The organism is Dyella ginsengisoli LA-4 (assembly GCF_000334915.1).
GTDB lineage: Bacteria > Pseudomonadota > Gammaproteobacteria > Xanthomonadales > Rhodanobacteraceae > Dyella_A > Dyella_A ginsengisoli_A.
Genome location: NZ_AMSF01000058.1, coordinates 96,899 through 116,416, shown reverse-complemented (window position 1 = coordinate 116,416; position 19,518 = coordinate 96,899). Strand labels below are relative to the sequence as shown.

General features: G+C 65.5%; 19 protein-coding genes. 8 read left to right on the top strand and 11 right to left on the bottom strand.

The genetic code is table 11. The features are described 5' to 3' along the window. Nucleotides 1-151: 151 nt before the first annotated feature. From C693_RS0114400 to C693_RS0114350, 11 genes are all read right to left on the bottom strand, one after another. Entirely contained in the window at nt 152-1,474 is a 1,323-nt protein-coding gene (locus tag C693_RS0114400) for a sensor histidine kinase (protein WP_026107434.1), read from the bottom strand. Further along, nucleotides 1,419-2,105, bottom strand: coding sequence for a response regulator transcription factor (locus tag C693_RS0114395; RefSeq protein WP_017462973.1), 687 nt, complete (start codon nt 2,103-2,105; stop codon nt 1,419-1,421). The genes C693_RS0114400 and C693_RS0114395 overlap by 56 nt, the downstream gene beginning before the upstream one ends. A 324-nt stretch (nt 2,106-2,429) precedes the next feature. After that, entirely contained in the window at nt 2,430-4,109 is a 1,680-nt protein-coding gene (locus C693_RS0114390) for a M56 family metallopeptidase (protein ID WP_017462972.1), read from the bottom strand. Further along, entirely contained in the window at nt 4,109-4,480 is a 372-nt protein-coding gene (locus tag C693_RS0114385; RefSeq protein WP_017462971.1) for a BlaI/MecI/CopY family transcriptional regulator, read from the bottom strand. The genes C693_RS0114390 and C693_RS0114385 overlap by 1 nt, the downstream gene beginning before the upstream one ends. Before the next feature lie 84 nt (nt 4,481-4,564). Then, a complete protein-coding gene (locus C693_RS22700) occupies nt 4,565-5,053 on the bottom strand; it encodes a hypothetical protein (protein WP_157798634.1) in 489 nt (162 codons plus the stop codon). Nucleotides 5,054-5,192: 139 nt separating this feature from the next. Next, on the bottom strand, nt 5,193-6,077 hold the full coding sequence (gene rimK, locus C693_RS0114375; protein ID WP_017462969.1) for a 30S ribosomal protein S6--L-glutamate ligase: 885 nt from the start codon (nt 6,075-6,077) through the stop codon (nt 5,193-5,195). Next, entirely contained in the window at nt 6,074-6,526 is a 453-nt protein-coding gene (locus C693_RS0114370) for an ATP-dependent zinc protease family protein (RefSeq protein ID WP_017462968.1), read from the bottom strand. The genes rimK and C693_RS0114370 overlap by 4 nt, the downstream gene beginning before the upstream one ends. A gap of 313 nt (nt 6,527-6,839) precedes the next feature. Next, nucleotides 6,840-7,724: a LysR family transcriptional regulator gene (locus C693_RS0114365; protein ID WP_226038649.1), complete on the bottom strand. Its 885-nt coding sequence runs from the start codon at nt 7,722-7,724 to the stop codon at nt 6,840-6,842. Between the two features lie 276 nt (nt 7,725-8,000). Further along, complete coding sequence (phbB, locus tag C693_RS0114360) at nt 8,001-8,747, bottom strand: acetoacetyl-CoA reductase (RefSeq protein ID WP_013721834.1); 747 nt, start codon at nt 8,745-8,747, stop codon at nt 8,001-8,003. A 10-nt stretch (nt 8,748-8,757) separates the two neighbouring features. Continuing rightward, nucleotides 8,758-9,201 carry a phasin family protein gene (locus C693_RS0114355; RefSeq protein ID WP_013721835.1) on the bottom strand — a complete coding sequence of 148 codons (444 nt, stop codon included), beginning with the start codon at nt 9,199-9,201 and terminating at the stop codon, nt 8,758-8,760. A 108-nt stretch (nt 9,202-9,309) separates the two neighbouring features. Continuing rightward, the gene (locus tag C693_RS0114350; protein WP_013721836.1) at nt 9,310-11,070 is read right to left on the bottom strand and encodes a PHA/PHB synthase family protein; all 1,761 of its coding nucleotides are present in this window, start codon (nt 11,068-11,070) and stop codon (nt 9,310-9,312) included. Between the two features lie 335 nt (nt 11,071-11,405). Between C693_RS0114350 and C693_RS0114345 the strand changes: the two genes are divergently transcribed. From C693_RS0114345 to C693_RS23105, 8 genes are all read left to right on the top strand, one after another. Beyond that, nucleotides 11,406-12,014 carry a TetR/AcrR family transcriptional regulator gene (locus tag C693_RS0114345; RefSeq protein ID WP_004255154.1) on the top strand — a complete coding sequence of 203 codons (609 nt, stop codon included), beginning with the start codon at nt 11,406-11,408 and terminating at the stop codon, nt 12,012-12,014. A gap of 187 nt (nt 12,015-12,201) precedes the next feature. After that, a complete protein-coding gene (locus C693_RS0114340) occupies nt 12,202-12,627 on the top strand; it encodes a hypothetical protein (protein ID WP_014819567.1) in 426 nt (141 codons plus the stop codon). A 27-nt stretch (nt 12,628-12,654) separates the two neighbouring features. Further along, a complete protein-coding gene (gene hlyD / locus C693_RS0114335; RefSeq protein WP_017462963.1) occupies nt 12,655-13,695 on the top strand; it encodes a secretion protein HlyD in 1,041 nt (346 codons plus the stop codon). 1 nt (nt 13,696) lies between these two features. Beyond that, nucleotides 13,697-15,469 (top strand): ATP-binding cassette domain-containing protein, encoded by a 1,773-nt coding sequence (locus tag C693_RS0114330; protein WP_017462962.1) that lies wholly within the window; start codon nt 13,697-13,699, stop codon nt 15,467-15,469. Next, nucleotides 15,466-16,635: an ABC transporter permease gene (locus C693_RS0114325; RefSeq protein WP_017462961.1), complete on the top strand. Its 1,170-nt coding sequence runs from the start codon at nt 15,466-15,468 to the stop codon at nt 16,633-16,635. The genes C693_RS0114330 and C693_RS0114325 overlap by 4 nt, the downstream gene beginning before the upstream one ends. Nucleotides 16,636-16,639: 4 nt before the next feature. Then, nucleotides 16,640-17,758 carry an ABC transporter permease gene (locus C693_RS0114320; protein WP_017462960.1) on the top strand — a complete coding sequence of 373 codons (1,119 nt, stop codon included), beginning with the start codon at nt 16,640-16,642 and terminating at the stop codon, nt 17,756-17,758. Beyond that, nucleotides 17,755-19,293, top strand: a complete 1,539-nt coding sequence (locus C693_RS0114315) for an efflux transporter outer membrane subunit (protein WP_017462959.1) — start codon at nt 17,755-17,757, stop codon at nt 19,291-19,293. Before C693_RS0114320 ends, C693_RS0114315 begins: the two co-directional genes overlap by 4 nt. A 20-nt stretch (nt 19,294-19,313) precedes the next feature. Continuing rightward, entirely contained in the window at nt 19,314-19,517 is a 204-nt protein-coding gene (locus tag C693_RS23105; RefSeq protein WP_010792188.1) for a YgaP family membrane protein, read from the top strand. Nucleotide 19,518 lies beyond the last annotated feature (1 nt).

Sequence of the window (19,518 nt, the reverse complement as noted above, 5' to 3'; positions counted from 1 at the left end):
CGGCCACCGCAGCCCACACGAAAACGCCCCGCACAGCGGGGCGTTTTTTTGCCCACCGCAGGAGCCCGCTCGCGGGCGATGCTCTCGGCTTTGATGTCGATTCAGAGCGAAAAGCATCGCCCGCGAGCGGGCTCCTGCAGCGGCGAATGGATCAGCCGAAGACGAGGCTGGCGATCGCCCCGTTGCGGTCGCTACGCGGCCGCATCGCCACCTGCCAGCCGTACAGCTCGCACAGGCGCCGCACGATCGCCAGGCCGAGGCCGGCGCCGCTGCCGCCGGCACCCTCGCCGCGCACCCCGCGCTGGAACAGCCGCTCGGCATCCTCCGGCTTGATGCCGGGACCGGTATCGATCACCTCGATGCCGTTGGCGTCGATCTCGACCCGCACCTCGCCTTCCAGCGTGTACTTGATCGCGTTGCCGATCAGGTTGGTCAGCGCCACGGCCAGCACCGAGGCCGGAGCGTTCACGCTGACCGGCGTGCGCACGTCCAGATGCACGGCAATCGGCTTGTCGCGGACCTGCGGACGCTGGCTCTCGATCACGTCGCCCGCCACCTTGGCCACGTCGGTGGTCTCGCCGCGGGTCGGCCCGCGCCGCTCGGCCCGCGACAGCAACAGCAGCGCCTCGATCAGCTCGGTGGCCTGGCGCGAAGCGCGCTCGATGCGCTTGAGCCGTTCGGCCAGCTTGGGCGTGAGGTCGGGCGAACCCTGCAGCAATTCGGTGGTACTGGCGATCACCGCCAGCGGCGTGCGCAACTCGTGGCTGACATCGGAGTTGAACTCGCGGTCGCGCTCCACCATCGAGGTCAGCCGGGCGGCGTAGTCGTCCAGCGCCTGCGCCAGCTCGCCCACCTCGTCATCGGCGAACTCCTGCGCCAGCGGTTCGGCCTTGCCCAGCCGGCGGAACTCGCGCAGCCGCTGGGCCAGCTGGCTGACCGGCTTGAGCACCTTGCGCGACAGCCACAGGCCGATCGCCAGCGAGAGCAGGCCGAACAGGAACACGGCCCCGATGACGCTTACCAGCAACTGGCGCTTGCCCAGTTCTTCGCGCGTCACGTCATAGCGGACGAAACCGATGAGGCCGTACTTGCGCCTCACCGCCAACTTGTAATGCCGTTTGTTTCCCTGCGAATCGGTCTCGTAGATGTCGTGGACGCCACTATCCAGTGACTGCCAGGCCAGCGGCATGTTGTAGAGGGTGCGCTCGCTGCGCATCCAGGCCTCGACCAGCTCCGACCCGGCGGGTTTGGACGGATCCTTGTGGACCTGCTCGACGGCCTGGTCGACATCCTGCTGCAGCGCGGCGGTGACCAGCTGATCCTCTACCCGCGAACGGATGTTCAGCGCCGCAAAAGCAAACAACGCGCTGAGGCCGAAGCCGAACAGCGCGAAGGAGACGACGAGACGGAACCGCAGCTTACGCCTGGACTGCATCCGGATCGACCATGCGGTACCCGATGCCGTGGCGGGTATGGATCAGCGGCTTCTCGAACGGCTTGTCGATCGCCGCGCGCAGGCCATGGATGTGCACGCGCAGGCTGTCGCTGTCCGGCAGCTCCTCGCCCCACACCTTCTGTTCCAGGTCCTGCCGGGTCACCACCGAGGGGCTGGCTTCCATCAGCGCCTGCAACAGCTTCAGGCCGATCGGGTTGAGCTGGATCGACTTGCCCTCGCGGTTCACGGTGAGCGTGTCGAGGTTGAAGGTGAGGTCGGCGACCTTCAGCACCCGGCTCTGCGGACCCTTGCCGCGGCGGGCCAGCACTTCCAGCCGGGCGGCCAGCTCCTGCAGCGCGAACGGCTTGGTCATGTAGTCGTCGGCGCCGGACTCGAAGCCGGTGAGCTTCTGCTCCAGCGCGTCGCGCGCGGTAAGCATGAGGATCGGCGTCTGCTTGTGCGCCTCGTGGCGAAGCTTCTTCGCTACTTCGAGGCCGTCCATCCCGGGCAGGGTCAGGTCGAGCACGATCACGTCGAAATCGTGGACCACCGCCAGATGCAGGCCGGTCACGCCGTCGCCGGCGAAATCGACCACATGGCCGCGGTCCTCCAGATAGTCGCCGATGTTGGTCGCGATATCGCTGTTGTCTTCGATCACCAGTACGCGCATGTGCCACTCCATCGGCCGCCGGTATTCGGCAGCCCCGCCAAATAAGCTTAACAAGCTTGATCTCTCAAGATGCGCGTCCAGCCGCCCTGCGGCTGAACGACTCCAGCGGGCAAAGAAAAAGCCCAGGTGCGCGAGAAAATCGCACGACCTGGGCTCAAGCTACTGCCCCGATACCGAAAATCTGCTGCCACCCAAACCGGTTACTGAAGTGCCAGGCAAATCTGCAGTTCAAGCTTTATAGGGGGGGGCTGGTTATGACCCGGTTAACTCACCTTGAGCCGGTGGTTAACCCGGCCACAGCCGATCGTGATCCGCGGCTTCCGATCAAGGCCCGATACCCGTGAGGGGACGGCCGCCCTCGGGGAAACGACAGATGTGGGTCCCCGTAACCACAGTGCAGGGCACTCCGGCCCGAGCCTGGCGCCGCCCCCCCTGCCCGGCTGCCGGGCCATGCAGCGTGAAACCGATGGTTTGACGATAGTGGGCGCCAGCCACCATGGGACCGGCATAGCGCCAGTCGCGGAGCGCCGCCATGGCCGCCTGGTCGAAGACACCCTCGGGTTCGGAGTGGACCACGCGCATGTCCCGCACCGTGCCGTTGTGGCGAAGGCCGAACTCGATCACCACCTCACCTTCGATCCCCGCCTCCAGCGCCTGGCGGGGATAGAGCGGCTGGCGCACCTGCACGGGAACCGGTGCCGCGGCCCCGGTGACTCCGCGGGCCAGGGCGAGCGGCCCGATGACGGAGGGCGAGATATGGCTGGCGATATCCGGGGGCACGAACGCCACCGGGCCGGGTCGGACATCCTGCAATCGACGCAGGTTTCCGTGGAGCGCTGCCGGTATCGCGGGCAATGCTCCGTTCGCGGGGATGACGTCGGGATAAGCCGCCGAAGCGCGATACGGCACGAGGTCAGCCAATGACCAGGCCCCCCGATGCAGCAGTCTGTCAGACAGGATCGTCACCATCTGCGGCGAGCCCGGGGACCACGCCGCGGCGAGAGGTGTGAGGCCCTGCTGATGCGAGACCACCCCCACCGCAAGCACCAACCCCAGGCCGAGCGCCAGCAACCGGGCCGGCGATCCACGCCCCGCGTCCGCCTGAAGCGGCGACGCGATGAGCTGCACACGCTCGAGCAGCAGGCCTCCGTTCGACGCAAGAAGCATCGGCTTTTTCATCACCAGCTCGCCCAGGGTCGCCAACGCTTCGATGTACTCCCGACGTCTGCCGGGATGCCTGGTGAGAGCCATGCTGTCGCAGCAGATTTCCCGCTCGTTGCGCACCTCGCGCGAGATCCAGCGCACCACCGGGTGATGGAAGTAGAGCGTCTCGATGGCCAGCTGGAGCAGATTGACGAGAGGATCGAGGCGCCTGACGTGCGCCAGTTCGTGGGCCAGGATCAGCTCGACCTGCGCGAGCGGCATGCGGCACATCACCGCAACCGGCAGCAGGATCACCGGCCGGATCACCCCGATCAGCACGGGGCTGCACACGGCACCGCTGCACAGAACCCTCACGCGCCCGGAGAGCCCGAACGGCAGGGCGATCCGGTCCAGTCGCTCCTGCCACGACGGCGCCGCCTGCGCCGACCGCACCAGACGGCGCAGGTCCAGCCACTGCACGCCCGCACGGGAGGCAAGCAGCATCACTCCGGCGGACCAGGCCAGGGTGATCCAGGGCAAGGCCGCGTCGATCCCGTCGATCCACGAGGGAGCGGTGATGGCGGCCACACCTTCGGTGACAGGCATGGCCGCCAGGTATGCGACCGGGTCGCCTCCCCCCGGCGCCCCGCTCGGCGGCCACAACATCCACAGCGTGATCGCCTGCATCAGCACCAGGCCACCCATGGCGGCGAGACCGAGGCGGTAACGCGGCTCACCGCGGCGCACGAGAGCGCGGCAGCAACCATATGCCAGCCCAAGCAGGATGCCTTGCCACAGGGAGTGGACGATCATCCAGCCGATCAACCTCGCCACGGCCAGCATCTGCGGGGCCACGCCCATCAGGAATCCCTCCGGTCCAGCTCATCCAGCAGGTTCCGGATCGCCTTGAGCTCCGCCGGACTGGCTTCGTCGTTGCCGAGCGCCTGCATGACCAGTTGGGAAGACGATCCGTCGAACAGGCGCCTCACGAGATCCCCAAGGAACCAGCTCTGCGCCCGCTCCTTGCTGATGGCCGCACGGTAGACGTGCGCTCGCGACGAGTCATCGCGGAGCACCAGGCCCTTGGCATGCATGACCTGGAGCATCTTCAGCGCCGTGGTGTAGCCGGACTGGCCACCGCGCAGCGCCTCGTGCACCTCGCGCACGGTGCACTCCTTGCGCGACCACAGAACCCGCAGAATCTCGAGCTCGGCCTCGGTCGGCCGCGGCAAGGAAGAAGCTCCGGCCTTCATCCCGGACACCCCGTCCGCGGCCTTTGACGATGGCGGCTCATGCCGCATGCGAACTGCATGTGATTACTTGCCGCTCCTGAGCTGCGGATTGTTCAGCCGGGTATCGTCGAGGAACTGCTGGGTGCGTCGACGCTCCAGTTCCTGCTCGCGATAGGTCATGCAGATGGTCCGGGGGATATGCGACCCGACCGGCGCGACGGACTGGCAGATGCGGCGGTCGTCATCCCGGTGCCGCAGGATTGCGTTGACCTCTTCCTGGTCGTTGAAGAGCTTGATCTTCGCATCCGGATTCATCTGGTCGACGGTGCCGTAGCTGTCGAACAGGGACGCCATCTCGTCCAGCCGCTTGTCGACCGTCTCGCGCTCTTTGCTGTCGATGAACTCGAACCGGCCACCCGGCACCATCTCCTTGCGCACGGCGGCCGCCACGGCGGCGAAATCGTCCTTGTTCTGCGCCTTGACGATCGGCTTGTCCTTGGTGGCGTAAGCAATGCCTCCCTGGCAGAACGCCACCAGCACCAGCGCACCCATCATCCATTTCCGTAACCGCATGCGACCTCCCGCCCCCGCCGCCGCCACGATGGCAGCGTCCTTCGAATGGGTGCGGTCGATACTAGGCACGCTCCGGAAACGTGTCAACGAAGGTCTTCGTACATTCCCTTTCGTAATTCGACCGGCCTTCCGGGACTCCCTACTTCTTCTTCCGCGTCTTGGATTCGAGCGCCTCGATGATCTTCCCGGCCACATCCACGCCGCTGGCGGCCTCGATGCCCTCCAGTCCGGGCGAGGCATTTACTTCGAGCAAGAGCGGTCCACGGTTCGAACGCAGCAGATCGACGCCGGCAATACCCAGTCCCAGCGCCTGAGCCGCGCGCACGGCAATGCGCTTTTCCTCTTCACTCAGCCTGGCCTTGCTGGCGGTGCCGCCACGATGCAGGTTGGCGCGGAATTCGCCGGGGGTGGCGTCGCGCTGCATGGCGGCCACCACCTTGTTGCCGACCACGAAGCAGCGCAGGTCGCTGCCGTTCGCCTCGGCGATGAACTCCTGCACCAGGAAGTTGGCGTACAGGCCGCGGAACGCCTCGATCACGCTCTGCGAAGCGCTGCGCTTCTCGGCCAGCACCACGCCGGTGCCCTGGCTGCCCTCGTTGAGCTTGATCACGTGCGGCGGGTCGCCCAGCATCGCCAGCACGTCGTTGGTGTCGTCCGGGTTGTCGCCGAACACCGTGGCCGGCATCTGCAGACCGTGCGAGGCAAGGATCTGCAGGCAGCGCAGCTTGTCGCGCGCGCGCAGCACCGCGTCGGACGGATTGGGCGTGTACACCCCCATCATCTCCAGCTGGCGCAGCACCGCGGTACCGTAGAACGTGCTCTGCGTGCCGATGCGCGGGATCGCCGCGTCGATGTCGCGCAGCGCCTTGCCCTTGTAGCGGATCGCCATGTTGCCCGGCGCGATGCGCACGTAGCAGCGCAACGGGTCGAGCACGCGCACCACGTGCCCGCGCTCGCGCGCCGCGTCGACCAGGCGCTGGGTCGAATACAGCCGGGCGTTGCGGGAGAGGATGGCAATCTTCATGGGGTATCCGTGACGGCGCGCTCCGCGCGCGGCTGGGTGTAGGAAAGCCGGGGATCCACCGCGAAGCGCCCGGCGATCGCGGTACGCCCCAGCAGCATGGGAAACAGCATGTGGCGGCGATCGGTCAGGCTGATGTCAATCGGGTACACCTCGCCGGCCACGCTCACCATGCTGCGGATGAACCAGCGCTCGCTGCGGTGCCCGCCGGTATCGGTGACCACGCGGCGATCGGATGCCGCTGCCTCGGCCTGCCAAGCGCGTACGCGGCGGCGCCCACTGCTCACCTCGAAGCGCAGCCAGTCCGTGCCGTCACGCCGGAACACCTCGAGCGTGTCCACATGCAGGGCGCTGGAGCGGGCACCGGTATCGAGCTTGGCCTTGAGTCCGGTGATGCCGAGGTCGGGCAACGCGACGCGCTCCCGCCAGCCGAGGGTGATCACAGCCGCCATGGTCAGCGCACGCGTCGGGGGATGGGGGGTCGGTTCGGGGAAGAGAGTGGAGCGGGTGAAGGGAACAGCACCCGGTCGCTAACTCGTTTATTACGAACGTTTTTTCCGATCCAAGCGTCACGGAATGGACTCGATTGTGGACTCAAGTCTTCGGCCTGGTCAACGCAGGCCGTTGCGGGTGATCCAAAGCGAGCCAAGCACATCCATCAACAGCCAGAGCATCGGATTTCATACCGAAGTCTATCTGTCCACTGGCACATCACGCCACAGGCCGCTACGGACAGGTGAGCTGCGTCCTCAAAGGATTGACTCATCATCGACAGGCGCGGTCCCGCCCGCCTTTCGCCCGCTCGATGAACCGCTTCATGGGCTCCGAGGGTTCGCCCCGGCGGCGCAGCAGGTAGGTAGAGAGCACCGGTGGGCTGCCGGCCAAGGGACGAATGGAGATGTCCGGGCGCTGTAGCGTCTGCACCTGCGAGGCGATGGCGAAGCCGATGCCGTAGCCGGCACCGACCAGGGTCAGCATCACGCCCAGGCTGGTCACTTCATCGACCAGCTTGAGCGGCGTGCCTGCGTCCTGCAGCAGCGCTTGAATCTGATGGCGGCAGCCCGATCCCGATTCGGGATGGCACAGAACCAGCGGGAACTTCAGGGCTTCGGCCAGCGGCACCTGCACGTGTGCCAGCAAGGGGTGGCGTGCGGGCACGATCACCGACAGCGGATCGGTCCACACCGGCTCGGCGACGAGGCCATCATGTACCGCGTTTGACAACGCAAAGCCGATGTCCAGCAGATCGTCGTGCAGCGTCTTGAGCTGCTGCGCGAACGGCAGCTCGAAGACGCGAATCTCCATCTCGGGCTCCTCCTCGCGGCTGCGTGCCAGCAAGGTGGCGATGCGGGGCTGCGCCAGGCCGTCGCAGATCGCGATGCGCAGATGGCCCTGGTAGCCCTGTGCCGCCGCCTTGGCACTCTTGACTGCCTGCTCCACGGTGGCCATCACGCGTCGGCATTCGCCTAGGAACACCTGGCCGGCCCAGGTCAGCCGCGTCAGGCGGGTGCTGCGGTCGAACAACTGCACGCCAAGCTGGCTTTCCAGGTCGCGCATTGCTCGTGATACGGGAGATTGCTCGATCCCGAGACGCTCGGCCGCGCGGGCGAGATGCAGCTCTTCCGCGACTGCAACGAAATAGCGTAGCAATCTAGGCTCCAAGGCAGCCTCCCATCGGCCCTTTCCACCAGGTCTTGGTACGAGCCAGCCACCAAGCGATGGGGATGTCAATCAGGATCAGGGTGACGACGCCTGCTAAACGTGCGGTCAACCGGAGGGCTTGCAGATCACTATCCGTCAGCACGCAAACACCCTCGTGTCAATGCGCATGCTTCGTGTCCGAGCACCCGAGTGTGTAAAGGATGCTCTTCGGTGAACTGCCCAAGCGAATGGTCCAGACTTTCATGCCGCAGGCCCCTCGACTACTCAATACATATGCTGGCCGCCGTTCATCGCCACGTTGCTGCCGGTCATAAAGGCGGCGGCTTCGCTGGCGATGAAGGCGACAAGTGCCGCAATCTCGTCCGGCTGGCCCAGACGGCCAACCGGAATCGCATCGATGATCTTCTGGCGCATGTCCTCCCGCACCGCCATCACCATCTCGGTGGCCAGATAACCCGGCGACACGGTGTTGACCGTCACACCCTTGCGCGCGACCTCCTGCGCCAGCGCCTTCGTGAACCCGTGCACGCCGGCTTTGGCCGCCGAATAATTGGTCTGCCCGAACTGGCCCTTGCTGCCGTTGATCGACGAGATGTTGACGATGCGACCCCAGCCGCGCTCGACCATCGGATCGATGAACGGCTTGGTGACGTTGAACATGGAGTCCAGGTTGGTGCGCAGTACGGCATCCCAACCGGCCTTGTCGAGCTTGCGCAGCGTTGCATCGCGGGTGATGCCGGCGTTGTTCACCAGGATGTCGATCCGATGACCGTCGGCGTGGATGCGCCGCGCCAGTTCCTGCGTTGATTCGTAGTTCGATACATCCACCCCGTAGGCAGCAAATTTGTAGCCCTGTGTCGCTTGCGCTTGCTGCCACTGGCCAATCGTGGTGTTGCCGGGGGTATGCGTGACGATCACGCGGTGGCCGGCATCGTGCAGGGCACGGGCGATCGCAGCGCCCAACCCCCGGTTGCCTCCCGTCACCAGCGCCGTCCGTTGCGTCGTATTCATTGCCGTCCCCTCATTTCTTGGTCTTGCCCTGGGGTACGGCGCTTGGGGCGGTCCAGGGCTGCGTCCAGCGCTGGCAAAGCTGCGTGAAAGAGGCTGCGTCGCCACTCGCGCCGAATGCCTCGGAGACAGACTCCTGCCAAGTCGTGAGCGCCTGGCGCAGTCCATTGGCAAAGGCCGTCTGGCTCTTGGCTGCTACTTGCCCGACCGCTTGGGCATCGCCCATGCGGCCTTGGCACAGACGCCAGAACACTTCGGACGGCAAGGTCGCGAGCGCTTGCCAGTCGGCCGCCTGTTGGAGGCCCTGGATGCGCGAGGTGGTCTCCAGCACGCTGCCAGCGCTGAGCTGTTGCATGACCTCGAGCCAGTGATGGCTGCTCTCCTGCAGCAAGCGCGTGATCTGCAGTTGCAGCTCGGCATTGGCTTTGTAGAGATGGATTGGCAGTTCGTTGCTCATTGCAGTGCCCTTCGGTCATGGTGGGCCCCCTTCGGGGCGGGTGTAGGCCATCCTTAGCGATGTCCCTGTTGAAATGGTCTTGTCTTGTCTCGGCTTCGGCGCGTCGTATCAGCGCATTGCCACATAGGTTCCCGGTGCATCACCAAGCGGGACCTGCGTGCCGCCCATGGCAGGCGGCGATACCCGCTCGGTCGAATGTCGTGCCAGCCACTGCTGCCAGGCTGGCCACCAGGAGCCCTCGTTCAGCGGGGTTTCGGTACGCCACGTTTGCGGATCGACGTAGCGAGCGCCGACGCTGCGGGTCGCAATCTGGTAGCTGCGCCGGGGGTGCCCCGGCTCGCTGACCACGCCGGCGTTGTGCCCGCCGCTGGTCAGTACGAAGGTCAGCTCCGCATCACTGAGCAGATGCATCTTGTACACGGATGGCCAGGGGGCAACGTGGTCGCGCACCGTGCCGACGATGAGCATCGGCACTTCGATGTCGGCGATCGCCACCGGCCGTCCGCCGACCTGGTAGCGTCCCTCGGCCAGATCGTTGTTCAGATACAAACGCCGCAGGTACTCGCTGTGCATGCGATACGGCATGCGCGTCACGTCGGCATTCCATGCCATCAGGTCATTGAACTCCTGCCGTTCGCCCAGCAGGTACTCGCGCACGCGGCGCGACCAGATCAGGTCGCGCGAGTTGAGCATCTGGAAAGAGGCGGCCATCTGCTTGCCGTCGAGATAGCCCTTGTCCCACATCCCGGCTTCCAGCCAGGCGAGTTGACTGTCGTCGATGAAAAGCGCGATTTCGCCCGACTCGCGGAAGTCGGTCTCCGACGCCAGCAGCGTCAAACTGTGCAGCCGTTCGTCGCCATCGCGCGCCATCGCGGCTGCGGCGATCGTCAGCAAGGTGCCGCCCAGGCAATAGCCAACCGCCTGCACCTTGCGCTCGGGCACGATGGCCGTGACCGCGTCCAGTGCATCCATGACCCCCAGCCATCGGTAATCCTCGAGGCCGAGGTCGCGATCGGCCGCGGTCGGGTTCTTCCAGGAAAGGATGAACACCGTATGCCCCTGGTCGACCAAGTACTTCACCATCGAGTTGTGCGGTGACAGGTCGAGGATGTAGTACTTCATGATCCAGGAGGGCACGATCAGCACCGGCTCGGCATACACATCGGGGGTCGTGGGTGTGTACTGGATCAGCTCGATCAGGTGGTTGCGAAACACCACCTTTCCTGGTGTGACCGCCACGTCCTGGCCGACTTTGAAGCCTTCGACCCCGGCCGGTTCATCGTCAAGCGCAAGACGCTGTGTATCGTCGAGGAAGTTCATCGCGCCGCGCCACAGGTTGGCGCCGCCGCTGGTTCTGATGGCTTCCAGCACTTCCGGGTTGGTCCAGATGAAATTCGATGGCGACCACATGTCCAGCCACTGCCGCCCGGCGAAAGTGACCATGTTCTCGTGATGGCGCGACACGCCGCGCACGCCGGTGGTGGCGTTGTGCCACCACTGCTGCTGCAGCAAAAAGCCCTGGTGGATCACGTTGAACGGCCATTGCTGCCAGGCCGGCGCCTCGAAGCGCCGATCCTGCTCCAACGGCTCGATGCACGTGGGGCAGCCGTGGGCACTTGCAGCGTGCGCGACGTAGCGCGCCAAGCGTCGCTGCTTGTGCAATCCCTTTTCGATCAGGCTGCGCTGCTTGCCCGGTGAAAGGCTCAGGTGCAGCGCCCAGTCGTACCAAGCCAGCAAACCCGCCGCCGGTGACAACCCGCCAGTGCCGCGTGCCCGGCACGCGTTCGCAAGCGTATCCAGGACATCGGGGCGACAGACGACTTCGGACGGTGCCGGCGCGGGCTTGTCAGGTATGGCAAGGGTGTTCATCTCTGGTCTTCCGATGTTGTAAGTAACTTATTACTATCATAATGCCTACGGGAAAAGATGCAAAGCCTTGAAGAACGCCCGGGGGATTTCCGCCTTCGCTCGAACGAAACCGCTTCTCTTGCTCTGACTGGGGTGGCCGACCTGCCGACCGATTACTCATGATGTGCCAGAGGAGTGTGTTCGCTTCCTGGGTCTCGTCAGCTCACTTGGCCACGATCCATGGATGGGGCAGGAACCATCCTTTCCCATGCGATGAACCGTATTCCCGATCTTGCGACGCGGATGTTTTGCATGTTAGGATAGTAATAAGTCACTTACTTTATGGAGTCTGATCGGTGAGCGAACGTCCTCAACATCTGTCCGCTGAAGAGCGGCGTGCTGCCACAGTGCAAGCGGTGGTGGACTTGGCCGCGGAGCAAAACCCGGCCGAAATCACGACCACGGCCATCGCCGATCGAATGGGTTTGACGCAGGGCGCGCTGTTTCGCCACTTCCCCACCAAGGACGCGATCCTGGAGGCAACGATGACCTGGGTCGGTGAGCGTCTGCTGGTGCGCGTGGACAAGGCGGCCGAGGGCGCCGCGTCTCCTGCCGCGGCACTCGAAGCCATGTTCATGACGCACATCGACTTCGTGGCCAAGCATCCCGGCGTGCCGCGCATGCTGTTCGGAGAACTGCAACGCTCTGGCGAGACGCTCGCCAAGCGGATGGTGCAGACCTTGCTCCGTCAATACGAACAGCGCCTGCGCCGCCTGATGGAGGCAGGCAAGGCCCAAGGCGACCTGGATGCGGATCTGGACGTAGATGCCGCCGCCGTGTTGTTCATCGGCACGATCCAGGGACTGGTCATGCAGTCGCTGTTGGCCGGCAAGGTCAGTCGCATCCGTCGTGATGCGCCAGCCGTGTTTGCCATCTATCTCCGTGGCATCACGCACACCCGATGAAACGCCTTCCATCCTGCCGCCACGCAGTTGCCCGGTCGGCCGAGAGGCACACCACGGTCATGCGATCGCGTTGCGCCTCCAGCGCGAATCCGCGTCATTCAACACTCAGCCCGACCGCCCAGCGGAACGCACACGCACACCGCGACGACGGCGAAGGCTTGGGAGTTTCCGCGATCAAGTAAAGGCCATGAAGATGACCACTCATCCACAACGCAGCATCTGGCACTGGCTGATCTCCCTGCTCGCGATCGGCTTCGGCCTGCTCACTCTTCGGGAGGGCGGCGCCGTTCTGTTTGTCGACGGCGCGGCGCGCCAAGCCGCCGGCCACTATGTGCCCTTCGTGCTCTGGTTCAATTTTCTGGCCGGGTTCGCCTACATCGTCGCCGGCGTCGGCTTGTGGATGCGCCGGCGCTGGGCCGCGTGGTTGGCGATTGTCATCACGGTGGCGACCGCACTCGTGTTCCTCGCTTTCGGAGTGCATGTGGCTCTGGGTGGCGCCTGGGAGCGACGCACGGTGGTCGCCATGACGCTGCGCACGTTGGTGTGGGCTGGCATAGCGGCCATCGCCTGGCGCCGGTCAGCGGCGAATGCGCCGGTCGCACGCGAGCACTGAGCACCTTTATCCAGCGGAAACCCATCGATGAAAACTCCAAACCTCCTCTTCAAGAAAACCCGTTGGGTCGTGATCGCCGTCGTCGTGCTCGCTCTTGGCGGCGCACTGGCGTTCTGGCTGTCGCGCGACCATGGACAACAAGATGCATTGCGCCTCTACGGCAACGTCGACATCCGCGAGGTGCAACTGGCCTTCCGTCAGCCCGGGCGCGTGATGCAAATGGCTTTCGATGAGGGCGATGCCGTCAGCGCGGGCGCGCGCCTGGCGGCGCTTGACGCGCAACCCTATCGGGAAGCACTTGCGGCAGCACAGGCCCAGGTGCAGGTGGCGCAGGCGGAACTGGCCAAGCTGCGCCGCGGCCTGCGACCGCAGGAAATCACCCAGGCGCGCGAAGCCCTCAGGCAGGCCCAGGCGCTCGCCACCGAGACCGAGCGCAATTTCCAGCGCCAGAGTGGCCTGCTGGCATCGGGCGCCAGCAGCCAGCGCACGGTCGATGCCGCCCGCACGGCGCGCGACCAGGCAACCGCTGGCGTCGAAGCGGCCAAGGCGGCCCTATCGCAAGCATCCGAAGGTTTTCGCAAGGAAGACATCGCCGCGGCAGAAGCTCGCCTTGCGGCCGCACAGGCCGCCGCAGCGCAAGCCACGACAGCCTTGGCGGACACCGAGTTGATGGCGCCCAGTAGCGGCACCGTCATCGCACGAGTGCGGGAGCCCGGCAGCATGGTCGCAAGCCAGAGCGCGGTCTACAGCCTGAGCCTGGACAAGCCGGTTTACGTGCGCGCCTACGTGGGCGAGTCGGACTTGGGGCGCATCGCGCCCGGTACTGTGGTGCGCGTCAAAAGCGATTCATCAGAGAAGGTCTATCGCGGCCAGATCGGCTTCATCTCGCCGCGCGCCGAGTTCACCCCCAAGACGGTGGAGACGACGGATTTGCGCACGGATCTGGTCTACCGCCTGCGCATCGTCATCGACGAAGCCGACAGCGACAGTGCCTTGCGCCAGGGCATGCCGGTGACGATCGAGGTCGATGCGAAAGCCGGCACCCGTATCCCGGCGGGGGAGCGTTGAAATGCAGGCAAGCCCTGCTATCGCCGCCGTGCCTGCGGGTGCGGGCGAAGACGCTGCCATCGTCATCGAAGACGTGGACAAGCATTTCGGCGACGTAAAGGCGCTGCGGGGCTTGAGCGCGCGCATCCACTATGGACGGCTGACGGGTCTGGTCGGCCCCGACGGCGCCGGCAAGACGACGCTGATGCGGATTCTGACCGGCCTGCTGATGCCGAACGCCGGCCACGTCACCTTGGCCGGTTATGACGTAGTCAAGGACAACGACGCCATCCACGTCGCCAGCGGCTACATGCCGCAACGCTTTGGTCTGTACGAAGACCTGTCGGTGATGGAGAACATGCGCCTGTATGCGCAGTTGCGCGGCATGGATGTGGATCGCAACGCCGATCTGTTTGCCGAGCTGCTGGAGTTCACGCGGCTCGGGCCCTTCACCAAGCGTCTGGCCGGCAAGCTCTCCGGCGGCATGAAGCAGAAGCTGGGCCTTGCCTGTGCGCTCATGGCGCGGCCCAAGGTGCTGCTGCTGGACGAGCCGGGCGTGGGTGTCGACCCGGTCAGCCGCCAGGATTTGTGGCGCATGGTGCAGGCGCTGACCGACGAGGGCATGGCCGTGGTCTGGTCCACCGCATATCTCGACGAAGCCGAGCGCTGCGAGAGCGTGCTGTTGCTGAACCAGGGACAGCTCCTGTTCGATGGCCCGCCGCAGCAACTCACCGCGCGGCTCGAAGGCCGCAGTTTCCGTCTGGAAGACGTCGGTGCCGAGCGCCGAGCGGTCCTGACCCAGGCACTCGACCTGCCCAGCGTGAGCGATGGCGTGATCCAGGGCGCCGGCGTGCGCGTGGTGTTGCGCGAGGGCGCCGAGGCGGAGCAGCTCCAGGCCCTGTCCGATCAGGCGCAGGTGCGGCTGGCGCAGGTGCCTGCGCGCTTCGAAGACGCCTTCATCGATCTGCTCGGTGGCGGCCCCGGCGGCACGTCGACGCTGGCCGAGCGTCTGCCGCCGGTTGAGCTGGGTTTCGACATTGCCGTGTCGTGCCGAAACCTCACCAAGCGCTTCGGCGAGTTCACCGCCACCGACAACGTCAGCTTCGAGGTGCAAAAGGGCGAAATCTTCGGCCTGCTCGGCCCCAACGGTGCCGGCAAGTCCACCACCTTCAAGATGCTGTGCGGCCTGTTGAAACCCACTGCTGGCGAAGCGCATGTGGTGGGCCATGATCTGCGCCGCGCCACCGGCGCAGCCAAGAGCCGGCTCGGCTACATGGCGCAGAAGTTTTCGCTCTACGGCCTGCTCTCGGTGCAGCAGAACCTGGAATTCTCGGCCGGCGTCTACGGACTGGAAGGCAACACCCGGCGCGAGCGCATTGCCGAGATGATCGAAACCTTCGATCTGGGCGACTGGCTGTCCGCCACGCCCGATTCCCTGCCGCTGGGCCACAAGCAGCGCCTGGCATTGGCTTGTTCGCTGATGCACAGGCCCCCGGTACTGTTTCTGGATGAACCCACTTCAGGGGTAGATCCCATGACCCGGCGCGAATTCTGGACCCACATCAACGGACTGGCCCGCAAGGGCGTGACCATCATGGTCACCACCCACTTCATGGACGAGGCCGAATACTGCGACCGCGTAGCCATGCTCTCGCGTGCGCAACTGATCGCGCTGGATACGCCCGACGCGCTCAAACGTTCGGCGGTCAGCCCCGAACGACCCGACCCGACGATGGAGGACGCCTTCATTCATCTGGTGGAGTCGTCAGACCGTGAGCTGGAGGCCGCCACATGAACGGCGCCACAATGCACAAAGACGGGAGTGGCCCCCTGCAGACCGACTTGCGCCGTTTTGATCTGCGGCGCTTGATCGCTCTGGTGACCAAGGAAAGCTACCAGGCGCTGCGCGACCCATCGACGCTGCTGATCGCGTTCGTGCTGCCGGTGGTGTTGCTGCTGCTGTTCGCCTATGCGGTGTCGCTGGATGCGAAGGATGTCCGTGTCGGCGTGGTCCTGGAGTCACCCGGCGCATCGGCACAGTCGCTGGCCGCAGCGTTTTCGGGCACCCGCTTCCTGGATACGCACTTCGCTCATGACCGACGCGAAGTGGCCGACCAACTGGTCTCAGGCGACCTGCGCGGCTACGTGGTGATCCCGCAAGATTTCGAGCAGCGTCTGGCCCTCCGTGGCAGCGAGCCGCTGGTGCAGATCGTCACCGATGGCTCCTACCCCAATACCGCCAACTACGTCGAGAACTACGCCCGTGGCGTGGTCCAGTCCTGGCGTGCCGGACTGGACGTCGGAGCACCAGCGCAGTCCATCATGCTGGAGCCGCGCTACTGGTTCAACCCCGAGCTGGAAAGCCGACGCGCACTGATTCCCGGCGCCATCGCCATCGTCATGACCATCATCGGCACCATGCTGACTGCACTGGTGGTGGCGCGTGAATGGGAGCGCGGCACCATGGAGGCAGTGCTGTCCACGCCGGCCTCGGTGGCCGAGATCCTGATCGGCAAACTGCTGCCCTACTTCGTGCTCGGCATGCTGTCCACGCTGGGCGCAGCGGCGCTAGCGGTGTTCGTGTTCGGCGTCCCGATGCGCGGCTCTTTGCTGTCCCTGTTGCTCTTGTCGGCGGTGTTCATGGTGCCGGCGCTGGGTCAGGGTCTGCTGATTTCCTCATTGGCACGCAACCAGTTCCTGGCCGCGCAGATCGCGCTGTTCACGGGCTTCCTGCCAGCTTTCATGTTGTCGGGGTTTCTTTATGAGATCGACGCCATGCCGGCACCGATCCGCGCCATCACCCGGCTGGTTCCGGCGCGTTACTTCGTCGATTCGCTGAAGACGGTGTTCCTGGCCGGCGACATCTGGGCCGTGTTCCTGCCCAACCTGGCGGCCATGGCGGCGATCGGGGTGCTGTTCTTCGTGATCGCCAAGCGCGCCACGCGCAAGAACCTGGAGTGACGCGATGTTGACTTCCGCATTCTCGTTCACCCGCCTGCGCGCCCAGTTCATCAAGGAAGTACTCAGCGTCCTGCGCGACCCGCGCAGCCGCATGGTGGTGTTCGTGCCGCCGATCCTGCAGTTGCTGGTGTTTGCCTTTGCCGCGACGCTGGAAGTGCGCAACGTCGATATCGCCGTCTACGATCAGGATGCGGGGCGGTGGTCGCACGAGTTGGTACAGCGCCTGGACAGCGCCCGCTTCATCACCCACGTCCGGCATGTCGACAGCCAGCAGCAGCTGCACGAGCTGATCGACCGTGGCGAGGTGATCGCCGCGCTCGCCATCCCGGTGGATTTTTCGCGCTCCATCGCCGCCGGCGAAAGTGGCCGCGCGCAGGTACTGGTCGATGGCCGGCGCAGCAACTCTGGGCAGATCACCGTGGCCTATCTGTCCACCATCGCCGCCGATGTCGGCGCCGAGGTCGTGCCCGACGCGCAAGCGCCAACGCCGGTCGTCGTGCGCCACTGGTTCAACCCGAATCTGGTCTACCGCTGGTTCATCGTGCCCGGCCTGACGGGCATCCTGGCGCTGTTCAGCGCGCTGCTCATCACCTCGCTGTCGATCGCGCGCGAACGTGAACTCGGGACCTTCGACCAGTTGTTGGTGTCGCCCACCTCGACGCCCGAGATCATCATTTCCAAATCACTGCCGGCACTCGCAATTGGCACCGCGCTGGGCCTGTTCATGATCAGCGCGGGCGTCTTCCTGTTCGGCATCCCGTTTACGGGCTCGTTTGCACTCCTGCTTGCCAGCCTGGTGCTGTTCATCGCCTCGGTGGTCGGCATCGGTCTGATGATTTCCGCGGTCAGCATGACGCAGCAGCAGGCCATCCTGGGGGCGTTCGCCGTCGGCGTGCCGGCGGTGCTGATGTCAGGCTTTGCGACGCCTGTGGAAAACATGCCGCTCATGATGCAATGGCTGGCTCAGGCCATTCCGCTGACCCACTTCCTCATCATCGTCGAAGGCAGCTTTCTCAAGGCCATGCCGCCCGGTGACATTCTCGCCAGCCTGTGGCCGCTGGCGGTCATCGCCCTGGCCACGCTGACGATGGCCACCGTATTCGTCCGAGGACGCCTGCAATGAAATCCAAGCCCCGCACTCCCTTTCTTCGCGCAACCGTCACCGGCCTGACCCCTGGGCGCGCGCGTCCGCTCGCGCTGGCCCTGTCCTGCGTGCTGCTGACTGCCTGCGCAAGCGTGGGCCCCGACTACCGCGAGCCGCCGCCGGTCGACGTCGGCAGCGGCTGGAGCTTGCCGTTGGCAAGCGAATCCCAGTCCGCAGACTTGAGCCAATGGTGGTCTGCACTGGACGATCCCATCCTCGATCGCCTGATGGCCACGGCGCTGGCACAGAACCTGGATCTGCGCCAGGCTGCGGCACGCATCGATGAGGCACGCGCCCTGCGCGATCGTGTGGCCGGCGAGGCATTGCCCACCGCCGCCGCTGGCGCGAGCGTCAACCGGCGCCGTCAAAGCGAGAACGGACCCCTGCCCGTAGGTTCGATCCCCGGCCTTGACGCAACGCAGACCATCTACGACGCGGGCTTCGACGCGGCCTGGGAGGCCGACTTGTTCGGGGCCAAGCGGCGGGCGCTGGAAGGCGCCAGCGCCCGCCTGCAGGCGACCGAAGCCGAGGCGCAGGGCGTACGCATGCGCATCGTGGCCGAGGTCGCGCGCACCTGGTTCACCGCCGTCGGCGCCCGCTACGAGTTGCACGCACAACAGGCCACACTGGATACGCTGCAGCAGACCTTGGAATTGGTGCGCCTGCGGCATGCGCTGGGCGACGCGTCGGCCGCCGACGTGGAGGCGGCGTACGCCCAATGGACAGCAGTCAACGCGCTCATCCCGGATATCCAGGCGCGTCAGCGCGCCGCGATACTCAGCCTGGGCGTGCTGCTGGGCGCGCCGCCGGAGCGGGAGCTGGCACTGCTGGATGGCCCCTTGACGCCGAGCACGCTGCGGGCGCTGCCGGTGGGCGAGCGCGCAGAGATGCTGCGCCGGCGCCCGGACGTGCTGGCTGCGGAACGTCGCCTGGCAGCGAGTTCCGCCGACATCGGCGTGGCCACGGCCGAGTTGTTCCCCAAACTCTCCATCGGTGTCGGCGGCGGGTTCCAAGCGCTCAGTACGGGCGATTGGTTCGATGCATCCAGCTCGCGTTTTTCCATCCTGCCGCTGATTTCCTGGCGCCTGTTCGACGGTGGCCGTGTGCGAGCCGAAATTCGGGCACGCGAGGCGGCCGAGCGACAGGCCGCGCTGGCCTATGAGCAGGCCGTGCTGGCGGCGCTGGGCGATGCCGAGCGCGCGCTTGGCGACTACCACGGCGGGCTGGACACACTGGAGCGCCGCGGTATGGCACTGGATGCCGCGCGCACCAGCTACGGCCACGCCAAGGCGCGCTACGCGGCGGGCGACATTGCGCTGGTCGAACTGCTGGCTGCCCAGCGCAGTCTGCACGAGGCCGAAACCGCAGCCGCACGCGCGCATACCAACGCCGCCGTGCAACTGGTGGCGCTGTACAAGGCCCTTGGTGGTGGCTGGGACGTATCCACGACGGCATCGACCGCAACCCATCCGCTGCGGGGCGCTGCCGCCCCCGTCGCGTTTTCAAGCCGCTGACTCAACAAAAGGAGACCGTCATGCAAATCAACGTTGGAAATCTCGACCGCATTGTGCGCATCGTCATCGGACTGATTTTGCTCAGTCTCCCATTGTGGCTGGACTCATCTTGGCGTTGGCTGGGACTCATTGGAATCATGCCACTCCTCACCGGCCTGGCAGGCCGCTGTCCTGGCTATCGCCTGCTCGGCCTCAGCACTTGCCCGATGCGAAAACCCGAGTGAA